This is a genomic window from Amycolatopsis silviterrae, assembly GCF_042684085.1.
GTDB classification, from domain to species: domain Bacteria; phylum Actinomycetota; class Actinomycetes; order Mycobacteriales; family Pseudonocardiaceae; genus Amycolatopsis; species Amycolatopsis silviterrae.
On sequence record NZ_JBHUKS010000004.1, the window covers coordinates 119,630 to 141,617 of the forward strand.

Here is a 21,988-nt window from a genome sequence, read left to right on the forward strand (position 1 = left end):
GCCGGCACACGAGCCGCGGCCCAGCCCGATGATGGGGCTGCGGCCGGGTTCGGTCGACCCGAGGGCCGAGCGCTGGGTGGGCCCGGTGTTCGCCGGGGTCGGCATCGCGGCGCTCGCAGTGTGCACGATCATCGCCGCGACCCAGCGGCACGGCGACCCCGCGCAATGGCGCACCACGTTGCTGCTCGCCGCAGCGAGCGGGCTGTGGTTGCTGGTGCTGATTCCAGTCTTCCCCCAGCGTACGCGAAAACCGTGGCTGGCCGTCGGATTCTTCGTCGTGCTGCTGGCCGGAGCGACCGTCCTCACCGCCCGGCTGGACCCATTCACCGCCTTCGCTTCGATCGGCTACCCCATCGCGTTCGTGTTGTTCCCGACGCGCTGGAGCATCTTCGCGGCGGCCGCGACCGCAGTGGTTCCGTTGCTGGCCAAGGGAATTTGGCAGCCGTCACCACCGTGGATCACCGCGGTGTCGATCGTCGGCCCGATTCTGTACGTCGCGTGGTTCGTCGGCGCGGAGAACGAGCAACGCCGTCGTACCAACGAAAAACTCGCGCAGTCCAACGCTCGGCTGGAAACTGCGCTGACGGAAAACGCGGAGCTGCACGCACAACTGCTCACCCGAGCCCGAGAGGCGGGCGTGCTCGACGAGCGGCAGCGGATGGCTCGCGAAATCCACGACACTGTCGCGCAAGGACTGACCGGGATCGTCACGCAGCTGCAAGCCGCCGACCGGGCCACCGAAACCGCGGACCGGCAACGGCATCTAGACCACGTGCACACGCTGGCGAAGGACAGTCTCACCGAGGCGCGGCGGGCAGTTCAGGCGTTGCGGCCGGAGCCGTTGGCCGACTCGCACCTGCCGGAAGCATTGGCGGACTTGGCGAGCCGAGTGTCCGGCACCTCCGGAGCCCGGGTGACCACCGACGTCGAAGGCGACGCGCGGCCGTTGCTGCCTGAGCTGGAGGTGACGCTGTACCGAGTGGCGCAGGAAGCCTTGGCCAACGCGGAAAAACATGCACACGCCAGCCGGGTCGGCATCACCCTGACCTACGCCGGCGACCTGGTCATGCTCGATATCCGCGACGACGGAACGGGTTTCGCCCCCGGCGAGCGCGGCGACGGCACCGGCTTCGGCCTGGAAGCGATGCGCCAGCGCGTGCAACGGGTCGCGGGCTCGCTCGCCATCGAGTCCGCACCGGGGGAAGGGACCGCCGTACACGCGGAATTCCCGGCGATCCCTTCACCCGGCACTGCTTAAGTCACTGCCCGCCCGCGGTACGAAGCTGCCGCCGCAACACCTTGCCGTTTGCGTTGCGCGGCAACGCATCCAGCCACACCACGTCCTGCGGCACCTTGTACCACGACAGCTGCTCCCGAGTCAGCGCGAGCAACTCGGCGCTCAACGCCTCGTCGCCGCCCGAGGTCGCGACCACGTAAGCACGCAGCGTCGTGTCCCCCACCTCGCGCCGCACCGCGCTGACCGCGGCTTCCCGCACCTTCGGGTGGCTTTCGAGAAGCCGTTCGACCTCGCCGGGGACCACGTTCTGCCCGCCGATCACCTCGACGTCGTCCAGCCGTCCGTACACGTGGATCACGCCCTGTGCGTCAATGGACCCGAGATCGCCGGTCGGCCACCAGGTATTGGTCACCTGATCCGGGCCGAGACTGCCGCGAGCGACACCGCGCGTGGCGAACGGAGCCAGAAACTGCAGTTCGCCGTGCGTCCCAGCCGCCACCTCTTGTCCGTCGAGCACAACGCGTGCCGAACGCCCCGGGAAGACCGGCCCGACCGCGGACACATCGGTGTAGTCCGCCGGTCGCCCTGCGGCGTATCCGCCGACTTCGGTGGCACCGTAGAGGTTCAGCAACCGATCACCGAAGACTGGCAGCAGTTTCTCGCGCAACCGCGCGGAAAGCACTTCGCCAGCGCACATCGCGCCGCGCAGCTTTCCGAGCGTCTCGGCGTGCCCCGGCTCAAGCAACAGGCGCGCGTAGAAACTCGGCTGGCCGAACAGCGTCGCGACGTCGTAGCGGCGAATCAGCTCCAGCGCGGCGGCCGGGGTCGCGCGCGGCCGCGAGAGCACCGACGTCTGGCCGGTGCACATCGTCGCCATCGCCGACGAGAACAGCCCGCCGGAGAAGTACATCCGCGACACCGAGAACGCGACCGTGCCGACCCCTTCCGTACTGAGCATCGACGGTTCGAAGTTGCTGTGCAGGTAGAAGCACAGCTTGGGCGCGCCGGTCGTCCCGGAGGTGAACATCGCGTGCGACGGATGGTCCCCGCCCTCCGCGAACTCCGTCTCCGGTTCCGCCGCGGCCAGCCGTTCCGCACCGGTCACCGGGGCGAGGCCCGCGTCGTCGAGCCAGCCCGCGGTCTCCGGGTCGGCGACGATCAGCGCGGGTTCGGCGGTGCGGATGTCGCGGGTCAGATCGTCCTGGCTCATCTGGACATTCACCGGAATCGCGACGATTCCGGCCTGCCACGCGCCGAGCAGGCACCAGACCATTTCGACGCTGTCCGGAAGCGCGAGCAGAACGCGATCGCCGCGGTTCAGCCCGGCGGCTCGATAACCGCCCGCGACGCGCGCGGCCCCGGCGTAGACCTCGGCGAACGTCCAGGTCCGGTCGTCGGCGATGAAGGCGGTCAGGTCGTCCCATCCGTGCAGACGGGCATGGTCGGCGGCAAGCTGGGTCAGATTGTCCGGCATACCCGGAAACGCTGCCAGGGTGATCTTCGCGCCGCGACGGGTTTTTCCCGAGCACTGCCCAAAACGGCAAGAGTTTTTCACCTTGCGCCGGTGTTCCGTGACACGGCACGCAGCCGCTGCACGCCTTCGGACGGTTAGGCTCAAGTTGTGGAACCCGTGGACATCAACGCGGGCGCGTACTACCTGCGTCAGTTGCGCGCGGACCGGCATGTCGACGACCGGCCCGCGCTGATGGAGGCGTTCGCGGACCCGCGACATCGGCGGTACGTCCTGAATTACCGGCTGCGCACCCCCGACGAGGCCACCGAATACGTGACGCTGCGCGCCGCGCAATGGGCGTGCGACGAACGCTGCTCGTGGGCGGTGGCCGACCCGGCGACCGGACGGCTGCTCGGCGAGGTCGGGCTGCGTGATCTGGACCTAGACTTCGGCACCGCCGAGGCGTCGGTGTGGACGCATCCGGCCGAACGGGGCAAAGGCATTGCGGCAGTAGCGCTTTCGGCCGCCATCCAGTTCGGGTTCGCCCGCCTCAGGCTGCACGAGATCGCCTACCGGCACGACGAAAGCAACACCGCGTCCGAGGTGGTGGCGCGGAGGGCGGGGTTCACCCGGGTGGGTCCCGAAGAGCGGCCCTCGCCTAGCGGGGAAAGGCTGATTAGGTGGGTGCTCAAGCCCTCGTGAGTGTCTATCCCGGTTAGAACCGCGATAGACACTCACGAGGCTGTCTCAGCTGACCGGCTCGATCAGCCCGGCCCGGGCCTCCGGAGCCGCCGCGCGCAACGCGTCCGCCGACTCGTCGGTCGGCTGCAGCTGCGAATCGCGCTCCGCCTCGACCCGCGCCCGGTAGACCTCGACCTCGCGCTTGGCCGTGTCCTCCGACCAGCCCAGCACGCCGCCCACCAGCTGGGCGACCTGCTCGGCGCAGTCGATGCCGCGGTGCGCGTACTCGATCGAGATCCGCGTGCGCCGCGCGAGGACGTCCTCCAGGTGCAGCGCACCCTCGTGGCTGGCCGCGTACACGACCTCCACGCCGAGGTAATCCGGCGCGGACTCGATCGGCTTGAGCAGCTCCGGCCGGTCCGCCGCGAGCGCGAGCACCTCGTGCACCAGCGAGCCGTAGCGGTCCAGCAGGTGCCGCACGCGGTACGGGTGCAGGCCGTGCTCGGCGGCCAGGTGGTCCGCCTGGTTCACCAGCGCGTGGTACCCGTCCGCGCCGACCAGCGGGACCTTGTCGGTGATGGACGACGGCGGACGGCCCGGCAGGTCGACCACCGCGGCGTCGACGGCGTCGGCCGCCATCACCCGGTACGTCGTGTACTTGCCGCCCGCGATCGCGACCAGGCCCGGCGCGACCCGCGCTACCGCGTGCTCGCGCGACAGCTTCGACGTCTCTTCGCTCTCGCCGGCCAGCAGCGGCCGCAGACCCGCGTACACGCCTTCGATGTCGTCGTGCGTAAGCGGCGTCGCGAGGACCGAGTTCACGTGTTCGAGCAGGTAGTCGATGTCGTGCTTGGTGGCCGCCGGATGCGCGAGGTCGAGGTTCCAGTCGGTGTCGGTGGTGCCGACGATCCAGTGGTTGCGCCACGGGATCACGAACAGCACCGATTTCTCGGTGCGCAGGATCATCCCCGATTCCGACACGATCCGGTCGCGCGGGACCACGATGTGCACGCCCTTGCTGGCGCGCACGCGGAACCGGCCGCGGCCGCCGGACAGCCGCTGCAGCTCGTCGGTCCACACCCCGGTGCAGTTGACCACCGCGCCGGCGTGGATCTCGGTCTCCCGGCCGTCCTCGACGTCGCGCACGCGCACGCCGGAAATCCGGTCCGCCTCGCGCAGGAAGCCGACGACCTGGGTGGAGGTCCGGACCACCGCGCCGTAGTGCGCGGCGGTGCGCGCGACGGTCATCGTGTGCCGGGCGTCGTCCGCCTGCGCGTCGTAATACCGGATGCCGCCGATGAGCGCGGACCGCTTGAGCGCGGGGACCATTCGGAGGGCACCCGCGCGGGTGAGATGTTTCTGGCCCGGCACCGACCGGGCCCCGCCCATCGTGTCGTACATCAGCAAGCCGGCGGCGGTGTACGGGCGCTCCCAGACGCGGTGCGTCAGCGGGTACAGGAAGCTCACCGGTTTCACCAGGTGCGGCGCGATCTTCGTGAGCATCAGCTCGCGCTCGTGCAGCGCTTCGCGCACCAGCCCGAACTCGAGCTGCTCCAGATATCGCAGGCCGCCGTGGAAGAGCTTGCTCGACCGGCTCGACGTGCCGGACGCCAGGTCGCGGGCCTCGACGAGAGCCACCCGCAGGCCGCGGGTCGCCGCGTCGAGCGCCGTGCCCGCGCCGACGACGCCGCCGCCGATCACGACCAGGTCGAAGGTCTCGTCGCCGAAGCGCCGCCAGGATTCCTCCCGGCCCGCCGGACCCAGCTGGGCCGGGTCGCTGCCGCTGCGCGGATTCGTCACCACTCGTTCCTCCTCGTGCTCCACCTTCTCCAGCATCGCACGCTTGCGTGAGCGTCTGCTGACCCCGAGGTGACACGTGTGGCGGAACCCATGACGATCATGGTCACATTGCTTCGCCCGGCTTCTGGATTGCGCGCGTACGCACCGGTAACGTGCCGCGGACTGGGGTCGGCTACGGGGCTGTGGCCGGACGTGATCGGCCCTGCACAGACTGTCCAGTGTGGAGGTGCGGAGAGCATGAGTCCGGGTGCGATCATCGTCTGGGAGCTGCTGGGCACAGCGGTGCTCATCTTGCTGGGCAACGGCGTGGTGGCCAACGTCGTGCTGCGAAAGAACAACGGCCATCAAGCGGGAACTCTGTTCATCACTTTCGGGTGGGCTTTCGGCGTGTTCGCCGGGGCCAGCCTCGCCGCGCCGACCGGCGCGCACCTCAACCCGGCGGTCACCCTCGGTCTCGCCATTTCGGGCAAGGTCTCGTGGGCGGACGTGCCGTTCTACTTCATCGGGGAAATGCTCGGCGCGATTCTCGGCGCCGTGCTGTGCTGGCTGACCTACAAGCTGCAGTTCGACGACCACCCGAATCCGGAGGAGACGCTCGGCATTTTCTCCACCGCCCCGCAGATCCGGAACAAGGCGTGGAACCTGGTGACCGAGATCATCGGCACCTTCGTGCTCGTCGGCTGGATCCTGCTGACCCCCGCGTTCAAGGCCACCGCGGACGGCTCGCCGGACTTCGGCAACACCGCGCTCGGCTACGCCGGGGTGTCGTTCGTCGTGCTGGTCATCGGCATTTCACTCGGCGGGCCCACCGGCTACGCCATCAACCCGGCCCGCGACCTCGGCCCGCGCATCGCGTACGCATTCCTGCTGCCGATCAAGGGCAAGCGCGATCCAGACTGGAACTACTCGTGGGTGCCGGTCGCCGGGCCGCTCATCGGCGGCGCGCTGGCGGCGCTGGTGTACCTCGCCGTGCACAACCTGACCTGATCCAGCTTTCCGGAGGGAATCCATGACTTCGTACGTCGCCGCGATCGACCAGGGCACCACGTCGACGCGCTGCATGATCTTCGACCACTCCGGCCGCGTGGTCGCGGTCGACCAGCGCGAGCACGAGCAGATCTTCCCGAAGGCGGGCTGGGTCGAGCACAACGCCGAGGAGATCTGGGAAAACACCCGCGCGGTCGCGGCGGGCGCGCTCGCCAAGGCCGACCTGCGGCCGACCGACATCGTCGCGGTGGGCATCACCAACCAGCGCGAGACCGCGGTCGTGTGGGACCGCAACACCGGAAAGCCGGTGTACAACGCGATTGTCTGGCAGGACACCCGCACCGACAAGATCGCCGGCGAACTGGGCGCGCTCGGCGGCGGCCAGGAGCGCTACCGCTCGAAGACCGGCCTCCCGCTCGCGACGTATTTCTCCGGCCCGAAGATCAAGTGGATCCTCGACAACGTCGAGGGCGCGCGGGCCAGGGCCGAGGCGGGCGACCTGGTGTTCGGCAACATGGACACCTGGGTGCTGTGGAACATGACCGGCGGCACCGACGGCGGCGTGCACGTGACCGACCCGACGAACGCGTCGCGCACGCTGCTGATGGACCTCGACACTCTGAAGTGGGACGAGGACATCGCGGCGGAAATGGGGATTCCGCTGTCGATGCTGCCGGAGATCCGGTCGTCGTCGGAGGTGTACGGCAAGGTCCGCCCGCGCGGAGCCCTCGCCGAGGTGCCGATCGCGGGCATCCTCGGCGACCAGCAGGCGGCGACGTTCGGCCAGGCGTGCCTCTCGCCGGGCGAGGCCAAGAACACTTACGGCACCGGCAACTTCGTGCTGCTCAACACCGGCACGGAGAAGGTCCTGTCGGAGAACGGCCTGCTGACGACGGTCTGCTACAAGATCGGCTTGAACGACACGGTGTACGCGCTGGAGGGTTCGGTCGCGGTCACTGGCTCGCTGGTGCAGTGGCTGCGCGACAACCTGGGGTTGATTTCGTCGGCGGCCCAGATCGAGGAATTCGCCCGGACGGTCGACGACAACGGCGGCGCGTACTTCGTGCCAGCGTTCTCGGGCCTGTTCGCCCCGTACTGGCGCTCCGACGCGCGCGGCGCGATCGTCGGCCTGACCCGGTTCGTGAACAAGGGCCACATCTCGCGGGCGGTGCTGGAGGCGACGGCGTTCCAGTCGCGCGAGGTGATCGACGCGATGAACGCGGACTCGGGTGTCCCGCTGAAGTCGCTGAAGGTCGACGGCGGGATGGTCGTGAACGAGCTGCTGATGCAGTTCCAGGCGGACATCCTCGGCGTGCCGGTGATCCGCCCGGTGGTGAACGAAACGACCGCGCTGGGCGCGGCGTACGCGGCCGGGCTGGCGGTCGGGTTCTGGGAGTCGGAGGACGACATCCGGACGAACTGGGCCAAGGACAAGCAGTGGGACCCGGCCATGGACGAGTCCCGGCGGGAGAAGGAATACCGGAACTGGAAGAAGGCCGTGACGAAGACGTTCGACTGGGTGGAGGACTGATCGCCGCGCCCGGCTGATGGTCCGTGAGGGGAACCCTGGGGGAATCTGATTCCCCCAGGGTTCCCCTCACGGACTTCTGGGCCCAATGCCAGGGACTCAAGGCGGCGTTATGGGTGCGGCTGAGACGCATCCGCCCAGGCCGAAGCCGCTGGCGGACCTTTGGCTTGCGTCGGGGCCGACGCGGGCGGCGGGAACTGGGCGTCCTTTATGGATGGCCGCCAGGCTGAGGCCACCCGGCTTAGGTCCCTGGCATTGGCTTCTGGGCCAGAACCGGAGACCGCTTGTTCAGTGGCCGCCGCTGACCAGGTGGGCGTACACGATGATGTTGTCCACGTAGCTGTGCTCGGCCCGGTCGAAGGCGCCGCCGCAGGTGATCAAGCGCAGTTGCGGGTCCGAAGTGTCCCCGTAGACGGCGTCGCTCGGGAAGACGTCCTTGGGCACCTGGTCCACTTTGGTCACCTCGAAGCGCGCGGTGGTGCCGTCGCGGCGGGCGATGTTCACCGTGTCTCCCGGATTCATTTCCTTGAGCCGGTAGAAGATTCCTTTGTGCTTGTTTCCGTCCACATGTCCGAGCACGACCGCGGGGCCGGTTTCGCCGGGAGTCGGGCCGTTTTCGTACCACCCGGCCTGCATCGGCGTGCTGACCGGCGGGACCTGCACGGAATTGTCGGCGTTGAGGCCGAGCGGAACCAGACTGGAATGCGCGTCGATACTCGGAATGTCCAGCGAGACCGGTTCCGATTTCGGCAGGGCGGCCGCCGGAGCGGACGGGACGCTGGCGGCGGCCGCCGGGGCCGAAGCCGTCGAGGTCGTCGAACCGGCCGAGCATCCGGCCAGCAGGGCGGCGAGCGCGACGGCCGCCGCGGCGAAAGTCTTCCTGATCATTTTTCCCCCGATCCGCCTGGGCCTGGCCGCGAAAAGCAGCCAGGCCCAGGAGATTAGTCAGCCACGCTGGCGACGGCGCGCCGCCACGAGCCCGGTGCCGCCGAGGGCGAGCACGCCCATCGCGCCCGCCGCGATCGGCAGGCCGAGGTCCGACTGGCCGTCCGCGACCGGGCCGTCCGTGCCGCCGGTCTGCGGCGCGCCGGACGGGACCTTGCTGACCTGCTTGGGGGCGGGCTTGGGCGCGGGCTTCGCGCCGAGCACGGTGAACTTCGTGGCGATGTCGCCGCTGCCGCAGGAGAACGCCACCTGGTACGTCCCGGGCTTCACGCCGTCGCGGACGGTCGCGGTGCCCTGCGAGATCGGGGCCTTCGACGGGTCGTCCTGCGGCCCGACCGGGTGCAGCTTGCCGAACTGCAGCGCCGCCGACTTGAGGTTGTGGATTTCCGAGGCCTCGCAGCCGACGCGCACCGTGACCCGGTCCCCGGCGCGGCCGGACGACGGCAGCACCCGCACGAACGCCTTGGGCACGCCGGCGTGGTCGTCCGGTCCGTCAGTAGCGGGCGGCGTGGAGGGCGCGGGCGTGGTGGTGCTCGTCGACGGCGGCGTGGTGGGCGCGGTGGGCGCTTCCGCCGCGAAAGCCGGCGCGGCCGAAAGCATTCCGGCGGCGACGAGGGCAGAAAAAACAACGGTACGCTTCATGACACTCCCCTTGATGAAAATGCGATCCCCGCCGCGGAAAACGGCGGCGAATCCGCGCCCGGCAGGCAGTTCCCCCTGCGGCCCGGGCGTTTTCGTTCCGACAACAACCAAGACGTCTCCACCCGGCACCGGGTTGCCTCGGGAACGAAAAAACCGCCGGAAACAATTTCCGGCGGTTTTCGAAGCATGGATGTTCAGCCGGCGAGGCTGCCGTCGCCCGCTTTCGCCGCGCCCTTGGGCACCCGCGACACCTGCGCGGCGGGCACGGTGAACGTCGCGGTGTGCGGCTTCCCGTCGCACGTGACGGTGAGCGGATAGCTGCCGGGTTTGGTTCCTGGCACCAGATTCGCGTACGCGCTCATCGTGGCCTTCACTCCGACCATCTCGCCGTAGAAGTACCGAGAGAACGCGAGCGCCGGCGAGCTGAACGTCGCCGTGCCCGCCTTAGCCCCCGGGCAGTAGGCGAACGCCAGGTTCGGGTCGGAGCCGCGCTGGTAGGCGTTCACCTGGCCATGCAGCACTGCGGTGTCCTGGTTCAGCTGCACAGTCACCGGATCGGGAGCAGGCCCGTCCGCCGAAGCCGAAGCCGGAACCGCTGTCCCGGCCAGTCCGATCGCCGCCGCCACCGCGAAAATCGCGCTCTTGCGCACCCTCGTTCCTTCCCCGTGCCACACGTCTTCAACCCGCTAGACGCGGGGTGCGGCACGGGGTTGCCCGGACAGCGAAAATCAGTCCAGATCGTCGTGCCGCATGAGCTGACGGCCCGCTTCGGTGATCGACCCGGACAGCGACGGGTACACCGAGAACGTGAGCGCCAGGTGGTCCACCGTCAGCTGGTTCTGCACGGCCAGCGCGATCGGCAGGATCAGCTCGCTCGCCGACGGCGCGACCACCACGCCGCCGACCACCACGCCGGTGGCGGGACGGCAGAACAGCTTCACGAAACCGCGGCGCAGGCCTTCCATCTTCGCGCGCGCGTTGGTGGCCAGCGGCAGCATGATCGTGCGCGCCGGGACCTCGCCGGAGTCGATCGCCTGCTGGCTGATGCCGACGGTCGCGATCTCCGGATGCGTGAACACGTTCGCCGCGACGGTCTTGAGCTTGATCGGCGCGACGCCCTCGCCCAGCGCGTGCCACATCGCGATGCGGCCCTGCATGCTCGCCACGGACGCGAGCATCAGCACGCCGGTGCAGTCGCCCGCCGCGTAGACGCCGGGGACGCTGGTGCGCGACACCCGGTCCACCGCGATGAACCCGCCGGGGCCGGGCTCGATGCCGACGCGGTCGAGGCCGATGTCGGCGGTGTTCGGGATCGACCCGACGGTCATCAGCGCGTGGCTTGCCTCGATCACGCGACCGTCGGCCAGGTGAACTTCGACGCCCTTGTCCGTGCGCTCGACGCGTTCCGCACGGGCCTGCTTGGCCACCGTGGTGCCGCGCTGCGAGAAGACCTCTTCGAGCACCGCGGCGGCGTCGGCGTCCTCGTGCGGCAGCACGCGGTCGCGGCTGGACACGACGGTGACCTTCACGCCCATCTCGGTGTACGCGGACGCGAACTCGGCCCCGGTGACCCCGGACCCGATCACCGCGAGATGCTCGGGCAGTTCGGTGAGGTCGTACAGCTGACGCCAGTCCAGGATCCGCTCGCCGTCGGGCACCGCGCCGGGCAGCACGCGCGGGGTGGCCCCGGTGGCGATCAGCACGACGTCCGCGGACAGCGATTCGACCGTCCCGTCGGCGTGCGTGACCTCCACCGTGTGGGTGGCCAGACCAGGCTCGTCGTCGGCGAACCGGGCTTCGGCGGTGACGACGCGCACGCCCTCACGCTGCACCCGGGCCCGGATGTCGGCCGACTGCGCGAGCGCGAGACCTTTCACCCGTCCGTGCACAGTCGGCAGGTCGACGGTGGTGTCGGCGAGGTCGGTGTTGATGCCGAGTTCGCCGAGGTCGTGCATTTTCGCCAGCGCGCCGGACGAGGCGATGAACGTCTTCGAGGGCACGCAGTCGTAGAGGACACAGGCGCCGCCCAGGCCGTCCCGTTCGACGATCGTCACGTCGGCGCCGTGCTGCGCCGCGACCAAGGCGGCTTCGTAGCCCGCCGGGCCGCCACCCATGATCACGATCCTGGTCACCGGGGTCCTCCTAGGTATGCGTGCTTGGCGGTGGTTCTGACCCTACGCGGCGAACCTGACCGGCAAGCGAAGTGCCCGGGACACGGCATGTGCATCCGATCGAGCGGGACATAGGTCGCTAGGCTGTGCCGCGTGCCGTTGTATGCCGCTTACGGATCCAACATGGAGCCCGCCCAGATGCTGGAGCGCGCCCCGCACTCGCCCATGGCGGGCACCGGCTGGCTGGAAGGCTGGCGGCTGACCTTCGGCGGCGAGGACATCGGGTGGGAAGGCGCGCTGGCCACCATCGTCGAGGACCCGTCGTCGCGGGTGTTCGTGGTGACCTACGACGTGACCGGGCTCGACGAGGAACGGCTCGACCGCTGGGAAGGCGGCGAGCTGGGGATGCACACGAAGATCCGGCTGCGGGTCCAGACGATGGACGGGTCGGTGCTGGCCTGGCTCTACGTCCTGGACGCCTACGAGGGCGGCCTGCCCTCGGCGCGGTATCTCGGGGTGCTGGCGGACGCCGCGGAGGCGGCCGGGGCCCCGGTGGACTACGTGGACGATCTGCGCACCCGGCCGTGCACCGGGATCAGCGGCTGACGCTCTCTTAACTGGCCGTGAAGGACTCCTTGCCGGAATCTGATTCCCGCAAGGAGTCCTTCACGGACTTTCAGCCGTTCGAGAGCCGAGGCAGCCCGGCCGCCCCGACCTCGCCGCGGCCGTCGGGAACGCTCGTTTCCGGAGTCATCCACACCCGCCTGGGCGAGGGCCGAAAGTTGTCCCCAACGGCACTGCCCTGTGGATAACTCCGGGCGGCTGGATACTCCGCCGCCTCGCCGGACAGCCGCCCAATACCACACGGCAGAGGCTCACCCACACGGGCATCCGGCACCGCCGCGTGCAGGAAAAATCGCAGCGAGTTACCGAGGATGACGGCATAAATCAGGACACCGAGGCACCCCAAACGGCCGCAGATTCCGTGAAAGCCGTTGCCGCGCAACACGAAATCCGCAACCGGCGGTCAACGGCCCACCACCGGGCCCGGGCAGCACAAAAGTCCGAAATGACTCTCGGTAAGCGGGCCGCAGCGGCCGTACCGGCGGTCTAGACCACGCCCGGTAACCCCTTGCTGACACCCCCGCACGAGGGGTACCTCTCACCCGCCTGAGTTATCCACATCGGCGCGAAGCCTGTGGATAACTCAGGCCAGTGAAGCCAGCGCGGTGTGCACCAAAGTGCGCACTCCGACGAGCAGCGCGCGCTCGTCGAGGACGAACGTCGGCCGGTGGATGTCGGCCTGTGGGGCGGGCGGGCCGGACCACACGCCGAGCCGGGCGAAGGCCCCGCCGACGTGCTCCAGGTACCAGCCGAAGTCCTCGCCGCCGGACGACTGTTCCGTCCCGGCGAGGCCCGTTTCGCCGACCGCCGCCTCGACGCCGGCACGCATCAGCGCGGTCGACTCGGCGTCGGACACGACGGGCGGAACACCGCGCCGGTAGTCGAGCGAGAAGCCGACCCCGGTCGGGGCCAGCAGCGATTCCACCGACGACGCGACGAGCGGCTCCAGCGCCTTCCACACCTCGTGGTCGGCCGTCCGCAGCGTGCCGCGCAGGACACCGTCCTGCGGGACCGCGTTCGCGGCCTGACCAGCGTGCACCGCGCCCCACACCAGCACCGTGCCGGACCGCGGGTCGACGCGCCGGGACAGCACCGACGGCAGCGAGGTGATGACCGTGCCGAGCGCGTACACCAGGTCCGCGGTGAGGTGCGGCCGCGACGTGTGCCCGCCAGGCGAGGTGAGGCGCAGTTCGATGAGGTCGGCGGCGGACGTCAGCGCGCCGACCCGGGTGCCGACCTTGCCCGCTTCGAGCCGCGGGTCGCAGTGCAGGCCGTAGATCCGCTCGACGCCCTCCAGCGCGCCCGCGGCGATCATGTCCAGCGCGCCGCCGGGCATGACCTCCTCGGCGGGCTGGAAGATCAGCCGCACGCGGCCGGGCAGCTCGGGCGCGCCGGCGAGCGCGCGGCCCGCGCCGAGCAGGATCGCGGTGTGCGCGTCGTGGCCGCACATGTGCGCCGCGCCCTCGGTGGTGGAGCTGTACGGCAGGCCGGTGTCCTCGGTCAGCGGCAGCGCGTCGATGTCCGCGCGCAGCGCGACACAGCGCTCGCCCTTGCCGATGTCGCACACCACGCCGGTGCCGCCGGGCAGCACCCACGGCTTCAGCCCGACCCGGCGCAGCAGCGAGACGATCAGCTCGGTCGTCCCGAACTCGTTCCGCGACAGCTCGGGGTTGGCGTGGATGTGCCGCCGCCACGCGAGCACGTCGGTCGCGTTCGCGCGCAGCCAGTCGTCCAGCCAGAACGGGCCGCGGCCCGCGCCAAGGTCTTCCACCGGAGCCATGCTGACGCCGGCTTCGGTCAGCAGCGCGCCGGGCGCCGCGATCGGGTTGCCCTCGTGGTCACCTGGAACGTCCGGCCGTGAGTCCAGCACCGTCACGCCGCACCTCCTCCCGCAACACGAGCGCAGGGGAACACGCAACGTGCCGATCGATCTGTCTTACGCATTGGAGTCGATCGTGCACCATGCAGGTGGCAAGCGGCGGTGCGCCGCCGTTCGGCCAAGACGGCCGGTACCGGATCTGCGGCGAACGGCTGACGAAGTTCGGCCAGGGTGAACGCCGGAAAGCTCAGCCGCCCTGCGCCTTGCGGCGCTTGATGCGGTGGCGGCGGCCGAAGAACACGATGGCGAGCAAGACCACCGCGGCGCCGCCGGCGATGAGGTTCTTCTTCGTCTTGTCGGCATTGGCCTTGTCGGTCTGCGTGGGGTCGAGCACCGGTCCGGGAGGTGCCTGGTGGACCGCGTCCACCTGCGTGATCGCCGTCTCAGCGGCCACCGTCGCCACGGCCGGAGCCGGGGTCGCCGCGGACGCCATCACCGGTGCCACGCCGGTGAGCAGCACGCCGAGCAGACCGGCCAGCAGCAGTCCCCGCACCTTCGCCATGACTTCCCTTCTACGCCGTCACCGTGCATTCTGCCTGTCGAACCGAGAGCGCGTCAGCCGCCACGCGGTGGAGGCGGGTCCGCTCGCCTCGCGCCGACGACCGTCGAGCGCAATAAGCCCCGGATACGGTCAAAAGGCACTTGTGCGCTGAGCGGTTTTTCTTCTTGGACAACGTTCAAGAAGCCAGGGACTCAAGGCTCCGCCATGGGCGCGGTTGAGACAAGTCTGCCCCAGGTCGAAGGGGCTTGCGTGGTCAGAGCGGGGACTGTCGGACCCTTGAGGGAATCAGCTTCAATGCCAGGAACCTAAGGCGGCGCTGTGGGCGCCGTTGAGCCTCGTCCGCCCAGAACGAGGAGGCTGGCCAGGGCCAGTGCGACTCCCAGCGGGTCCGGTCGGCGCGGGTTTGGGCCCGTCCGTGAGGGGAACCTTCACGGACTCAGATTCCCGCAGGGTTCCCCTCACAGCCCTTCAAATGCGGTCACGTGGGCATAAATCGGGCAATTCGACGGCGGCGTCCTGGCGCGGGTTTCAGGAGGGCTCGGTGAACGCGGCCAAGATCCGCTGCGCGGCCAGCGTCGCGGTGAGTTCCCCGTCGCGCACCGCTCGTTCCACGTCGGCTACCTGCGCGCGGACCGCCGGATGCGCGGTGAGCCGGTCGAGCAGCTGTTCGCGGACCATCGACCAGGTCCAGTCAACCTGCTGGCGTTTGCGCCGCTCGCCAAGATCACCCGATTCAGTGAGCACCTCGCGGTGTTTCCCGATCGCGGCCCACACCTCGTCGAGGCCGCTGCCTTCGAGGCCGCTGCACGTGAGTACCGGCGGCGTCCAGAGCGCGTCCTTGCCGTAGATCATCCGCAGCGCGCCCTGCAGTTCGCGTGCGGCGCGTTTGGCGTCGCGTTCGTGCGGACCGTCGGCCTTGTTCACGGCGATGACGTCGGCGAGTTCGAGCACGCCCTTTTTGATGCCCTGCAACTGGTCGCCGGTGCGCGCCAAGGTCAGGAAGAGGAAGCAGTCGACCATGTTCGCCACGGTCACCTCGGACTGCCCGACCCCGACCGTCTCCACCAGCACGACATCGAAGCCGGCGGCCTCCATCAGCACGATCGTCTCGCGGGTGGCGCGCGCGACGCCGCCGAGCGTGCCGGACGTCGGCGACGGCCGGATGAACGCCTTCGGGTCGACCGCCAGCCGCGCCATCCGGGTCTTGTCGCCGAGGATCGAGCCGCCGGTGCGGGTCGAGGACGGGTCGACGGCCAGCACCGCGACCCGGTGCCCGGCGGTGGTGAGGTCGGTGCCGAGCTGGTCGATGAATGTCGACTTGCCGACTCCGGGTACGCCGGTGATGCCGACGCGTTTCGCCCCGCCAGCGTGCGGGAGCAGCTCGACCAGCAGCTCCTGCGCTTGCCGCCGGTGGTCCTCCCGGTGCGATTCGACCAGCGTGATGGCCTTGGACAGGGTCCCCCGGTCGCCCGCGAGCACGCCCTTGGCGTATTCGCCGACGTCGATCCGCCGCGGCAAGGTTCAGGACTCCTGCGCGGCCAGCTGCTGGAGCAGGTCGATCGCCGCGTCCGCGAGCACCGTGCCCGGGCCGAAGATCGCCGCCGCTCCCGCTTCGCGCAGCTCGGGGTAGTCCTGCGGCGGGATCACGCCGCCGACCACGACCATGATGTCCTCGCGGCCCAGCTCCGCCAGCTCGTGGCGCAGCGCGGGCACCAGCGACAGGTGCCCGGCGGCGAGCGAGGACACGCCGATCACGTGCACGTCGGCTTCGGACGCCTGGCGAGCGACCTCGGCCGGGGTGGAGAACAGCGGGCCGACGTCGACGTCGAAGCCGAGGTCGGCGAAGCCGGTGGCGATCACCTTCTGGCCGCGGTCGTGGCCGTCCTGGCCCATTTTCGCGACCAGGATGCGCGGGCGGCGGCCTTCGTCCTCGGCGAACTTGTCGACCAGCTCGCGGGCCTTTTCGACGTTGTCCGACTTCCCCACCTCTTCCCGGTACACGCCGGAGATCGTGCGGATCTGGCCGGAGTGGCGGCCCCAGTTCTTTTCCAGGGCGTCGGAGATCTCGCCGACGGTGGCCTTCGCGCGGGCGGCGTTGATGGCCAGTTCGAGCAGGTTGCCGTTGTTCTGCGCGCCTTCGGTGAGCCGTCGCAGCGCGTCCTCGGTGGCCTGCGGGTCGCGTTCTTCGCGCAGGCGGCGCAGTTTGTCGAGCTGCTGCGCGCGTACGCCCGCGTTGTCGACCTTCAGCACGTCGATCTGCTCGTCGTCGGTGACCTGGTACTTGTTCACGCCGATGACCGGCTGTCGTCCCGAGTCGATGCGCGCCTGCGTACGCGCGGCTGCCTCTTCGATGCGCAGCTTCGGGATGCCCTCGTCGATCGCGCGCGCCATGCCGCCCGCGCCTTCGACTTCGGTGATGTGGCCCCACGCCTTGCGCGCGAGGTCGTAGGTGAGCTTCTCGACGAACGCGCTGCCACCCCACGGGTCGATGACGCGCGTGGTGCCGGATTCCTGCTGCAGCAACAGCTGTGTGTTGCGCGCGATCCGCGCGGAGAAGTCAGTGGGCAGCGCGAGCGCTTCGTCGAGAGCGTTGGTGTGCAACGACTGTGTGTGCCCCTGGGTGGCGGCCATCGCTTCGACGCACGTACGCGTGACGTTGTTGAACACGTCCTGCGCGGTGAGCGACCAGCCAGAGGTCTGAGAGTGCGTACGCAGCGACAGCGACTTCTGAGACTTCGGCTCGAACTGCTTCACCAGCTTCGCCCACAGAAGGCGCGCCGCGCGCAGCTTCGCGACCTCCATGAAGAAGTTCATGCCGATGGCCCAGAAGAACGACAGCCGCGGCGCGAACTTGTCGACGTCCAGCCCGGCTTCGACGCCCGCGCGGATGTACTCGACGCCGTCCGCGAGCGTGTACGCCAGCTCCAGGTCGGCGGTCGCGCCGGCTTCCTGCATGTGGTAGCCGGAGATGGAGATCGAGTTGTACTTCGGCATGTGCTGCGAGGTGTAGCCGAAGATGTCGGAGATGATCCGCATCGAGGGCTGCGGCGGGTAGATGTAGGTGTTGCGGACCATGAACTCCTTGAGGATGTCGTTCTGGATGGTCCCCGCGAGTTGCTCCGGCTTCACCCCCTGCTCCTCGGCCGCGACCACGTACAGCGCGAGCACCGGCAGCACCGCGCCGTTCATCGTCATCGAGACGGACATCTTGTCCAGCGGGATGCCGTCGAAGAGCTGGCGCATGTCGTAGATCGAGTCGATCGCCACGCCCGCCATGCCGACGTCGCCGGACACGCGCGGGTGGTCGGAGTCGTAGCCGCGGTGGGTGGCGAGGTCGAACGCGACCGACAGGCCCTTCTGCCCGGCCGCGAGGTTGCGGCGGTAGAAGGCGTTCGACTCCTGCGCGGTGGAGAACCCGGCGTACTGGCGGATCGTCCACGGCTGGTTGACGTACATCGTCGGGTACGGCCCGCGCAGGTACGGGGCGATGCCCGGGTACGTGCCGAGGAAGTCCACATCGGACAGATCGGCGGCGGTGTAGACCGGTTTCACACCGATGCCCTCGGGGGTTTCCCAGGCCAGCGCGTCGGGGCCCTTGCCGGTCGCTTCCTGGACGGCTTGCGCCCACGCGGCGCGGTCGCCGGGCTCGGGCGTGCCGAGGGGGATGTCGGCGAAGTTCGGGATGCTCATCGAATCACCGTCTTTAGACCCGCGCTGGAGCGCATTGCTGCCTCACGCTTCCTGATGGTTTTCATTGAGCGACTCCCAGCTGTGCGTGGAGGCTGGTCAGGATGTCGAGCGCGTCGCACCCGGCGTACAGATTGCCGTTGATTCCGTCGTAATTTCCCTTGCCCGCCAACAGCACGCTGTCCGCGCCGAGCGAGGCCGCGACGGAGGCGGCCTGTTCCTCGTACGCCGCGTCCGTGCCGCAGACGCAGGCGACCTTCGCGCCGCTCTCGCGGAACGCGCCGGGCAGATCGTCGGTCGCGCCGGGGTTCACCGCCTCGATCCCGCCCGCCTGCAACAGGTTCGTCGCGAACGAGGCGCGGCCGGTGTGCGCGGCGACCGGGCCCAGCGTGGCCAGGAAAACCTTCGGCCGTTCGCCGTGTTCGGCGAGATAGGCGTCGGACGCGTCACGCAGTTTCTCGTACTCCTCGGCGTACCGGTGCCGGGGCAGTCCGCCGTCCACAGTGGACGGGATCGGCTCGCGGGCGACCGGCTTTTCGGCCAGGTTCGGGAACTCGCTGACGCCGGTGAGCGGGTCGCGCCGGGTGGCGAGGCGGCTCGCGCGCTTCTCCCAGGTCTGCGCGAGCCGTCCGGCCAGCGCGCCGGAGGCCAGCTCGGCCTCGATGCCGCCGGCCGCCTCGATCGCGGTGAACTCGCGCCACGCGGCTTCGGCGAGCTGGTCGGTGAGCTTCTCGACGTACCAGGAGCCGCCCGCCGGGTCGATCACGCTGCCCAGCTTCGACTCCTCGATGAGGATCGCGTTGGTGTTGCGGGCAATCCGCGAGGAAAACGCGTCCGGCAGGCCGATCGCCGCGTCGAACGGCAGCACGGTGACCGCGTCCGCGCCGCCGACGCCGGCCGCGAAGCAGGCGACGGTGGTGCGCAGCATGTTCACCCACGGGTCGCGCTGGGTGAACATCGACGGCGACGTGACCGCGTGCTGGTGCATCCCGCGGGCTTCCGCGGGCGCGCCGGAGACCTCGAGGACCCGGTCCCACAGCCGGCGCGCGGCGCGGAACTTGGCGATGGTGAGGAACTGGTCGGCAGTCGCGGCGAGGCGGAACTCGATCTGCGCGGCCGCGGCCGCGGCGTCCAGGCCCGCCGCGGTGAGCGCACGCAGATAAGCGACGCCGGACGCGATGGTCGCGCCGAGTTCCTGCGCGTCGGAGCCGCCCGCCTCATGAAATGGCAGTCCGTCGGCGACAATCGTGCGGACTTTGGGGTACTTAGGGGCAACCTTCGCGGCCAGTTCGGCGGCCGGGGCGAGCGGGAGAGCCTGCCCGGTGCGCGCCGTGGTGCCGATGGGGTCCGCACCGAGCGTGCCGACGGCTTCGCTGGCCGGGACCTCACGCTCAGCGAAGAGGTCAAGAAGTGCCTGAGCTGCGTTTTCGTACTCCGCACCGGCGTCGAGGACCACCGGCGCGAGGCCGACGTACACCTCGTTCAGCACGTCCGCGAGCGCGGAGATCGGGAGCGATCCTTCGCCAAGGCGCAGCCACACCGAAGACGCGCCGCCTTCGAGGTCCGCGAGGATCGCCGCGTTCGCCGCACGGACGTCTTCGCGCTGGTGCCGGACCCGGATGTCCCAGCCGGTGTCGACGACACCCTCCGGACGCGCCCCGCGCACGAACGGCGGGAGCCCGGGGAAGCCGAGGTCTCCGCCAGCGTCCTCAGCGGTGTATAGGGGCTGGATCTCGATGCCGTCGTAGGTGCGCGAGGCCAGCTTGCCCTCGGGCGCACCCGCGAAATCCTCCGGGAGCCTGCCGCTCTTGCGCAGCACTCCCGCCACCAGCTCCTGCCACTGGGCGCGGTCCGCGGTCGGGAACTCCGCCGCGAGCGCGAGCCCGGGCTCGGAGTGCGGCGCCGACTCCGGACCAGCCACGTTCGTCATACCCAGTGATGGTAGAGGCAGGCCACCACCCGCACCTGTGACTCTGCTCGCCCCCCGTACGGGTGAACTCAGGGGTAGCGGTGGCGAGTCGAAGAGTGTCGGCCCCTTGGGCCACAATCATGAGGTGCCCTCGGAGAACAGCGACCTGGACCAGCCCGGCAACACCGACCGCACGGACAACGCCGAGCCGACCGGCGGCGACCAGCCGCGGGTAGTCGCCGGGCGCTATCGCCTGCGGTCGGTTCTGGGGTCGGGGTCGATGGGCACGGTCTGGTCGGCGTACGACGAGTTCCTGCACCGCCCGGTCGCGGTCAAGGAGATGAAGGTGCCGCCGGGCATCCCGGCCGAACAGGCGGACGAACTGCGCGAGCGCACGCTGCGCGAGGCGCGGGCGATCGCGGTGCTGTCGCATCCGAACGTCATCACGCTGCACGACGTCGCGCGCGAGGACGACGCGCCGTTCGTCGTGATGGAGCTGCTGCCGTCGCGCAGCCTCGCGCACCTGCTGCGCGACCACGGCCCGCTCACCGTCGAACAGGCGGCGGCGGTCGGCATCGCGGTGGCCGCCGCGCTCGAAGCGGCGCACGACGCGGGCATCACGCACCGCGACGTGAAACCGGGCAACGTCCTCGTGGCGAGCGACGGCCGGATCAAGCTCACCGACTTCGGCATCGCCCGCAACGTCTCCGAAGCCACCATGACGCGGACCGGGATCATGCTCGGTTCGCCCGCGTACATCTCGCCGGAGGTCGCTTCCGGCGGCGCGGTCACCCCCAACGCCGACCTGTGGGGCCTCGGCGCGACGCTGTTCGCCGCCGTCGAGGGCTCGCCGCCGTACGACGCGGACGGCGACCCGCTGGAAACCGTCGGCAAGGTCGTCAACGGCAAGGTCCCGCGCCCGAAGCCGGGCCCGCTGGCCGACGTCATCGCCGCGTTGATGAAGAAGGAGCCGGAGAAGCGGATCTCGCTGCGCGAGGTGCGCCACCGGCTGTACCCGAGGCAGAACAAGGCCGCGCTGGACCTGTTCGGCCCGGAACTGTTCCGCACGCCGGACGGTAAGAAGACGGCCGCGCACCTGGACGCCACCGACACGCAGGTGATCAAGACCGTCGCCCCGAAACCGGAAACCCCCGATCAGCCCGCCGCGTTGGCTGCGGATCCGGGCCCGCTGCCGTTCATGCGCTCGGGGAACACCGGGGCCGCGCCCGCCTTCACCCCCGCGCCGGTCCCTGGCCCGCCGATGCCAGCGCCCCTGCCGCTGCCGGCTCCGCTGCCCCCGCCTCCCCCGCGTCGCAGCGGCAAGGCGACGGCACTGCTGGCGGTCGCTTCGATGCTGCTGTTCGCCGTCGCGTGTGGTGGCGGTTTCGCGCTGGCCCGCGTGGTGAGCGGGCAGAACCTGCTGCCGCCGCAGAGCATGAGCACCGGAACGCTGGGCACGCTGGGCACCGTCGCGGGCACGTCGGAGCCGCTGAAATTGTTTCCCCAGCACGGCAACGCGAGCGCGACGGCGAACGTCACGCGCGACAGCGAGTACACCGTGTCGGTGCCGGAAGGCTGGAAACGCTTTATCGCGTCCCGGAAATCGACCTTCGGCACGTCCGCCGTGGTCCAGTACCTCTCCGCGGACGGCCGCCAATCCCTTCGCCTGGAACGAATCCCGAACTTCTTCGAGAAGTACTCCGAAGGCGACGCGGTGGAAGCGCTGAAGCTTTCCTCGTCGCAAGACTCGTTCACCATCGCGCGGGAAGCGCACGAGACGGCCAACGGCACCGAACTCGCCTACCGCACCGCGGAACGATCCCCCGGCCGCGAGGGGAAAGCGGGCCCGGTCATCACCCGCGCGACCTTCGCGCTGATCAAGCAGTCCGGCAACGCGCTGTGGCTGCTGTCGCTCACCGTCCCGACCGAACAGGAAGACAGCTCGTCCGGCCTCTTCGACCAGATCGCGCCGACCTTGTCGTTCCCGGCCTCCTCCTGACCTA

17 protein-coding genes are annotated in these 21,988 nt (G+C 69.7%); 6 read left to right on the top strand and 11 right to left on the bottom strand.

The window, feature by feature from the left end; all coding sequences use genetic code 11:
* The first annotated feature begins 28 nt into the window (after positions 1-28).
* Positions 29-1,258 carry a sensor histidine kinase gene (locus ACFSVL_RS04225; protein ID WP_378300643.1) on the top strand — a complete coding sequence of 410 codons (1,230 nt, stop codon included), beginning with the start codon at positions 29-31 and terminating at the stop codon, positions 1,256-1,258.
* A gap of 1 nt (position 1,259) precedes the next feature.
* Here the strand turns inward: ACFSVL_RS04225 and ACFSVL_RS04230 are convergent, their stop codons facing one another.
* A complete protein-coding gene (locus ACFSVL_RS04230; protein ID WP_378300645.1) occupies positions 1,260-2,711 on the bottom strand; it encodes a class I adenylate-forming enzyme family protein in 1,452 nt (483 codons plus the stop codon).
* A gap of 147 nt (positions 2,712-2,858) precedes the next feature.
* Here ACFSVL_RS04230 and ACFSVL_RS04235 point away from each other — a divergent pair, with 147 nt between their 5' ends.
* Positions 2,859-3,392 (top strand): GNAT family N-acetyltransferase, encoded by a 534-nt coding sequence (locus ACFSVL_RS04235; RefSeq protein WP_378300647.1) that lies wholly within the window; start codon positions 2,859-2,861, stop codon positions 3,390-3,392.
* Positions 3,393-3,437: 45 nt separating this feature from the next.
* Here the strand turns inward: ACFSVL_RS04235 and ACFSVL_RS04240 are convergent, their stop codons facing one another.
* Entirely contained in the window at positions 3,438-5,207 is a 1,770-nt protein-coding gene (locus tag ACFSVL_RS04240) for a glycerol-3-phosphate dehydrogenase/oxidase (RefSeq protein ID WP_378300649.1), read from the bottom strand.
* Between the two features lie 201 nt (positions 5,208-5,408).
* On the opposite strand from ACFSVL_RS04240, the gene ACFSVL_RS04245 reads away from it, so the two are divergent.
* The gene (locus tag ACFSVL_RS04245) at positions 5,409-6,158 is read left to right on the top strand and encodes an MIP/aquaporin family protein (RefSeq protein WP_378300651.1); all 750 of its coding nucleotides are present in this window, start codon (positions 5,409-5,411) and stop codon (positions 6,156-6,158) included.
* Between the two features lie 22 nt (positions 6,159-6,180).
* Entirely contained in the window at positions 6,181-7,689 is a 1,509-nt protein-coding gene (gene glpK / locus ACFSVL_RS04250) for a glycerol kinase GlpK (protein WP_378300653.1), read from the top strand.
* Between the two features lie 285 nt (positions 7,690-7,974).
* Here glpK and ACFSVL_RS04255 read toward each other — a convergent pair whose 3' ends face one another.
* The 4 genes from ACFSVL_RS04255 to ACFSVL_RS04270 all read right to left on the bottom strand — a co-directional run bounded on the left by ACFSVL_RS04255 (position 7,975) and on the right by ACFSVL_RS04270 (position 11,405).
* On the bottom strand, positions 7,975-8,574 hold the full coding sequence (locus ACFSVL_RS04255) for a class F sortase (protein WP_378300655.1): 600 nt from the start codon (positions 8,572-8,574) through the stop codon (positions 7,975-7,977).
* A gap of 57 nt (positions 8,575-8,631) precedes the next feature.
* Positions 8,632-9,273, bottom strand: a complete 642-nt coding sequence (locus tag ACFSVL_RS04260) for a hypothetical protein (RefSeq protein ID WP_378300657.1) — start codon at positions 9,271-9,273, stop codon at positions 8,632-8,634.
* Positions 9,274-9,467: 194 nt separating this feature from the next.
* Positions 9,468-9,923, bottom strand: a complete 456-nt coding sequence (locus ACFSVL_RS04265) for a hypothetical protein (protein ID WP_378300659.1) — start codon at positions 9,921-9,923, stop codon at positions 9,468-9,470.
* A 78-nt stretch (positions 9,924-10,001) separates the two neighbouring features.
* Complete coding sequence (locus ACFSVL_RS04270) at positions 10,002-11,405, bottom strand: NAD(P)H-quinone dehydrogenase (RefSeq protein ID WP_378300661.1); 1,404 nt, start codon at positions 11,403-11,405, stop codon at positions 10,002-10,004.
* 132 nt (positions 11,406-11,537) lie between these two features.
* On the opposite strand from ACFSVL_RS04270, the gene ACFSVL_RS04275 reads away from it, so the two are divergent.
* Positions 11,538-11,990, top strand: a complete 453-nt coding sequence (locus ACFSVL_RS04275) for a gamma-glutamylcyclotransferase (protein ID WP_378300663.1) — start codon at positions 11,538-11,540, stop codon at positions 11,988-11,990.
* A gap of 601 nt (positions 11,991-12,591) precedes the next feature.
* Here the strand turns inward: ACFSVL_RS04275 and ACFSVL_RS04280 are convergent.
* The 5 genes from ACFSVL_RS04280 to ACFSVL_RS04300 all read right to left on the bottom strand — a co-directional run bounded on the left by ACFSVL_RS04280 (position 12,592) and on the right by ACFSVL_RS04300 (position 20,006).
* The gene (locus ACFSVL_RS04280) at positions 12,592-13,884 is read right to left on the bottom strand and encodes an amidohydrolase (protein ID WP_378300665.1); all 1,293 of its coding nucleotides are present in this window, start codon (positions 13,882-13,884) and stop codon (positions 12,592-12,594) included.
* 190 nt (positions 13,885-14,074) lie between these two features.
* A complete protein-coding gene (locus ACFSVL_RS04285; protein WP_378300667.1) occupies positions 14,075-14,389 on the bottom strand; it encodes a hypothetical protein in 315 nt (104 codons plus the stop codon).
* Positions 14,390-14,917: 528 nt separating this feature from the next.
* On the bottom strand, positions 14,918-15,907 hold the full coding sequence (gene meaB, locus ACFSVL_RS04290; RefSeq protein WP_378300669.1) for a methylmalonyl Co-A mutase-associated GTPase MeaB: 990 nt from the start codon (positions 15,905-15,907) through the stop codon (positions 14,918-14,920).
* Between the two features lie 3 nt (positions 15,908-15,910).
* The gene (gene scpA / locus ACFSVL_RS04295) at positions 15,911-18,079 is read right to left on the bottom strand and encodes a methylmalonyl-CoA mutase (protein WP_378300671.1); all 2,169 of its coding nucleotides are present in this window, start codon (positions 18,077-18,079) and stop codon (positions 15,911-15,913) included.
* 61 nt (positions 18,080-18,140) lie between these two features.
* The gene (locus ACFSVL_RS04300) at positions 18,141-20,006 is read right to left on the bottom strand and encodes a methylmalonyl-CoA mutase family protein (RefSeq protein ID WP_378300673.1); all 1,866 of its coding nucleotides are present in this window, start codon (positions 20,004-20,006) and stop codon (positions 18,141-18,143) included.
* Between the two features lie 259 nt (positions 20,007-20,265).
* Between ACFSVL_RS04300 and ACFSVL_RS04305 the strand changes: the two genes are divergently transcribed.
* Entirely contained in the window at positions 20,266-21,984 is a 1,719-nt protein-coding gene (locus tag ACFSVL_RS04305) for a serine/threonine-protein kinase (protein WP_449224364.1), read from the top strand.
* Positions 21,985-21,988 lie beyond the last annotated feature (4 nt).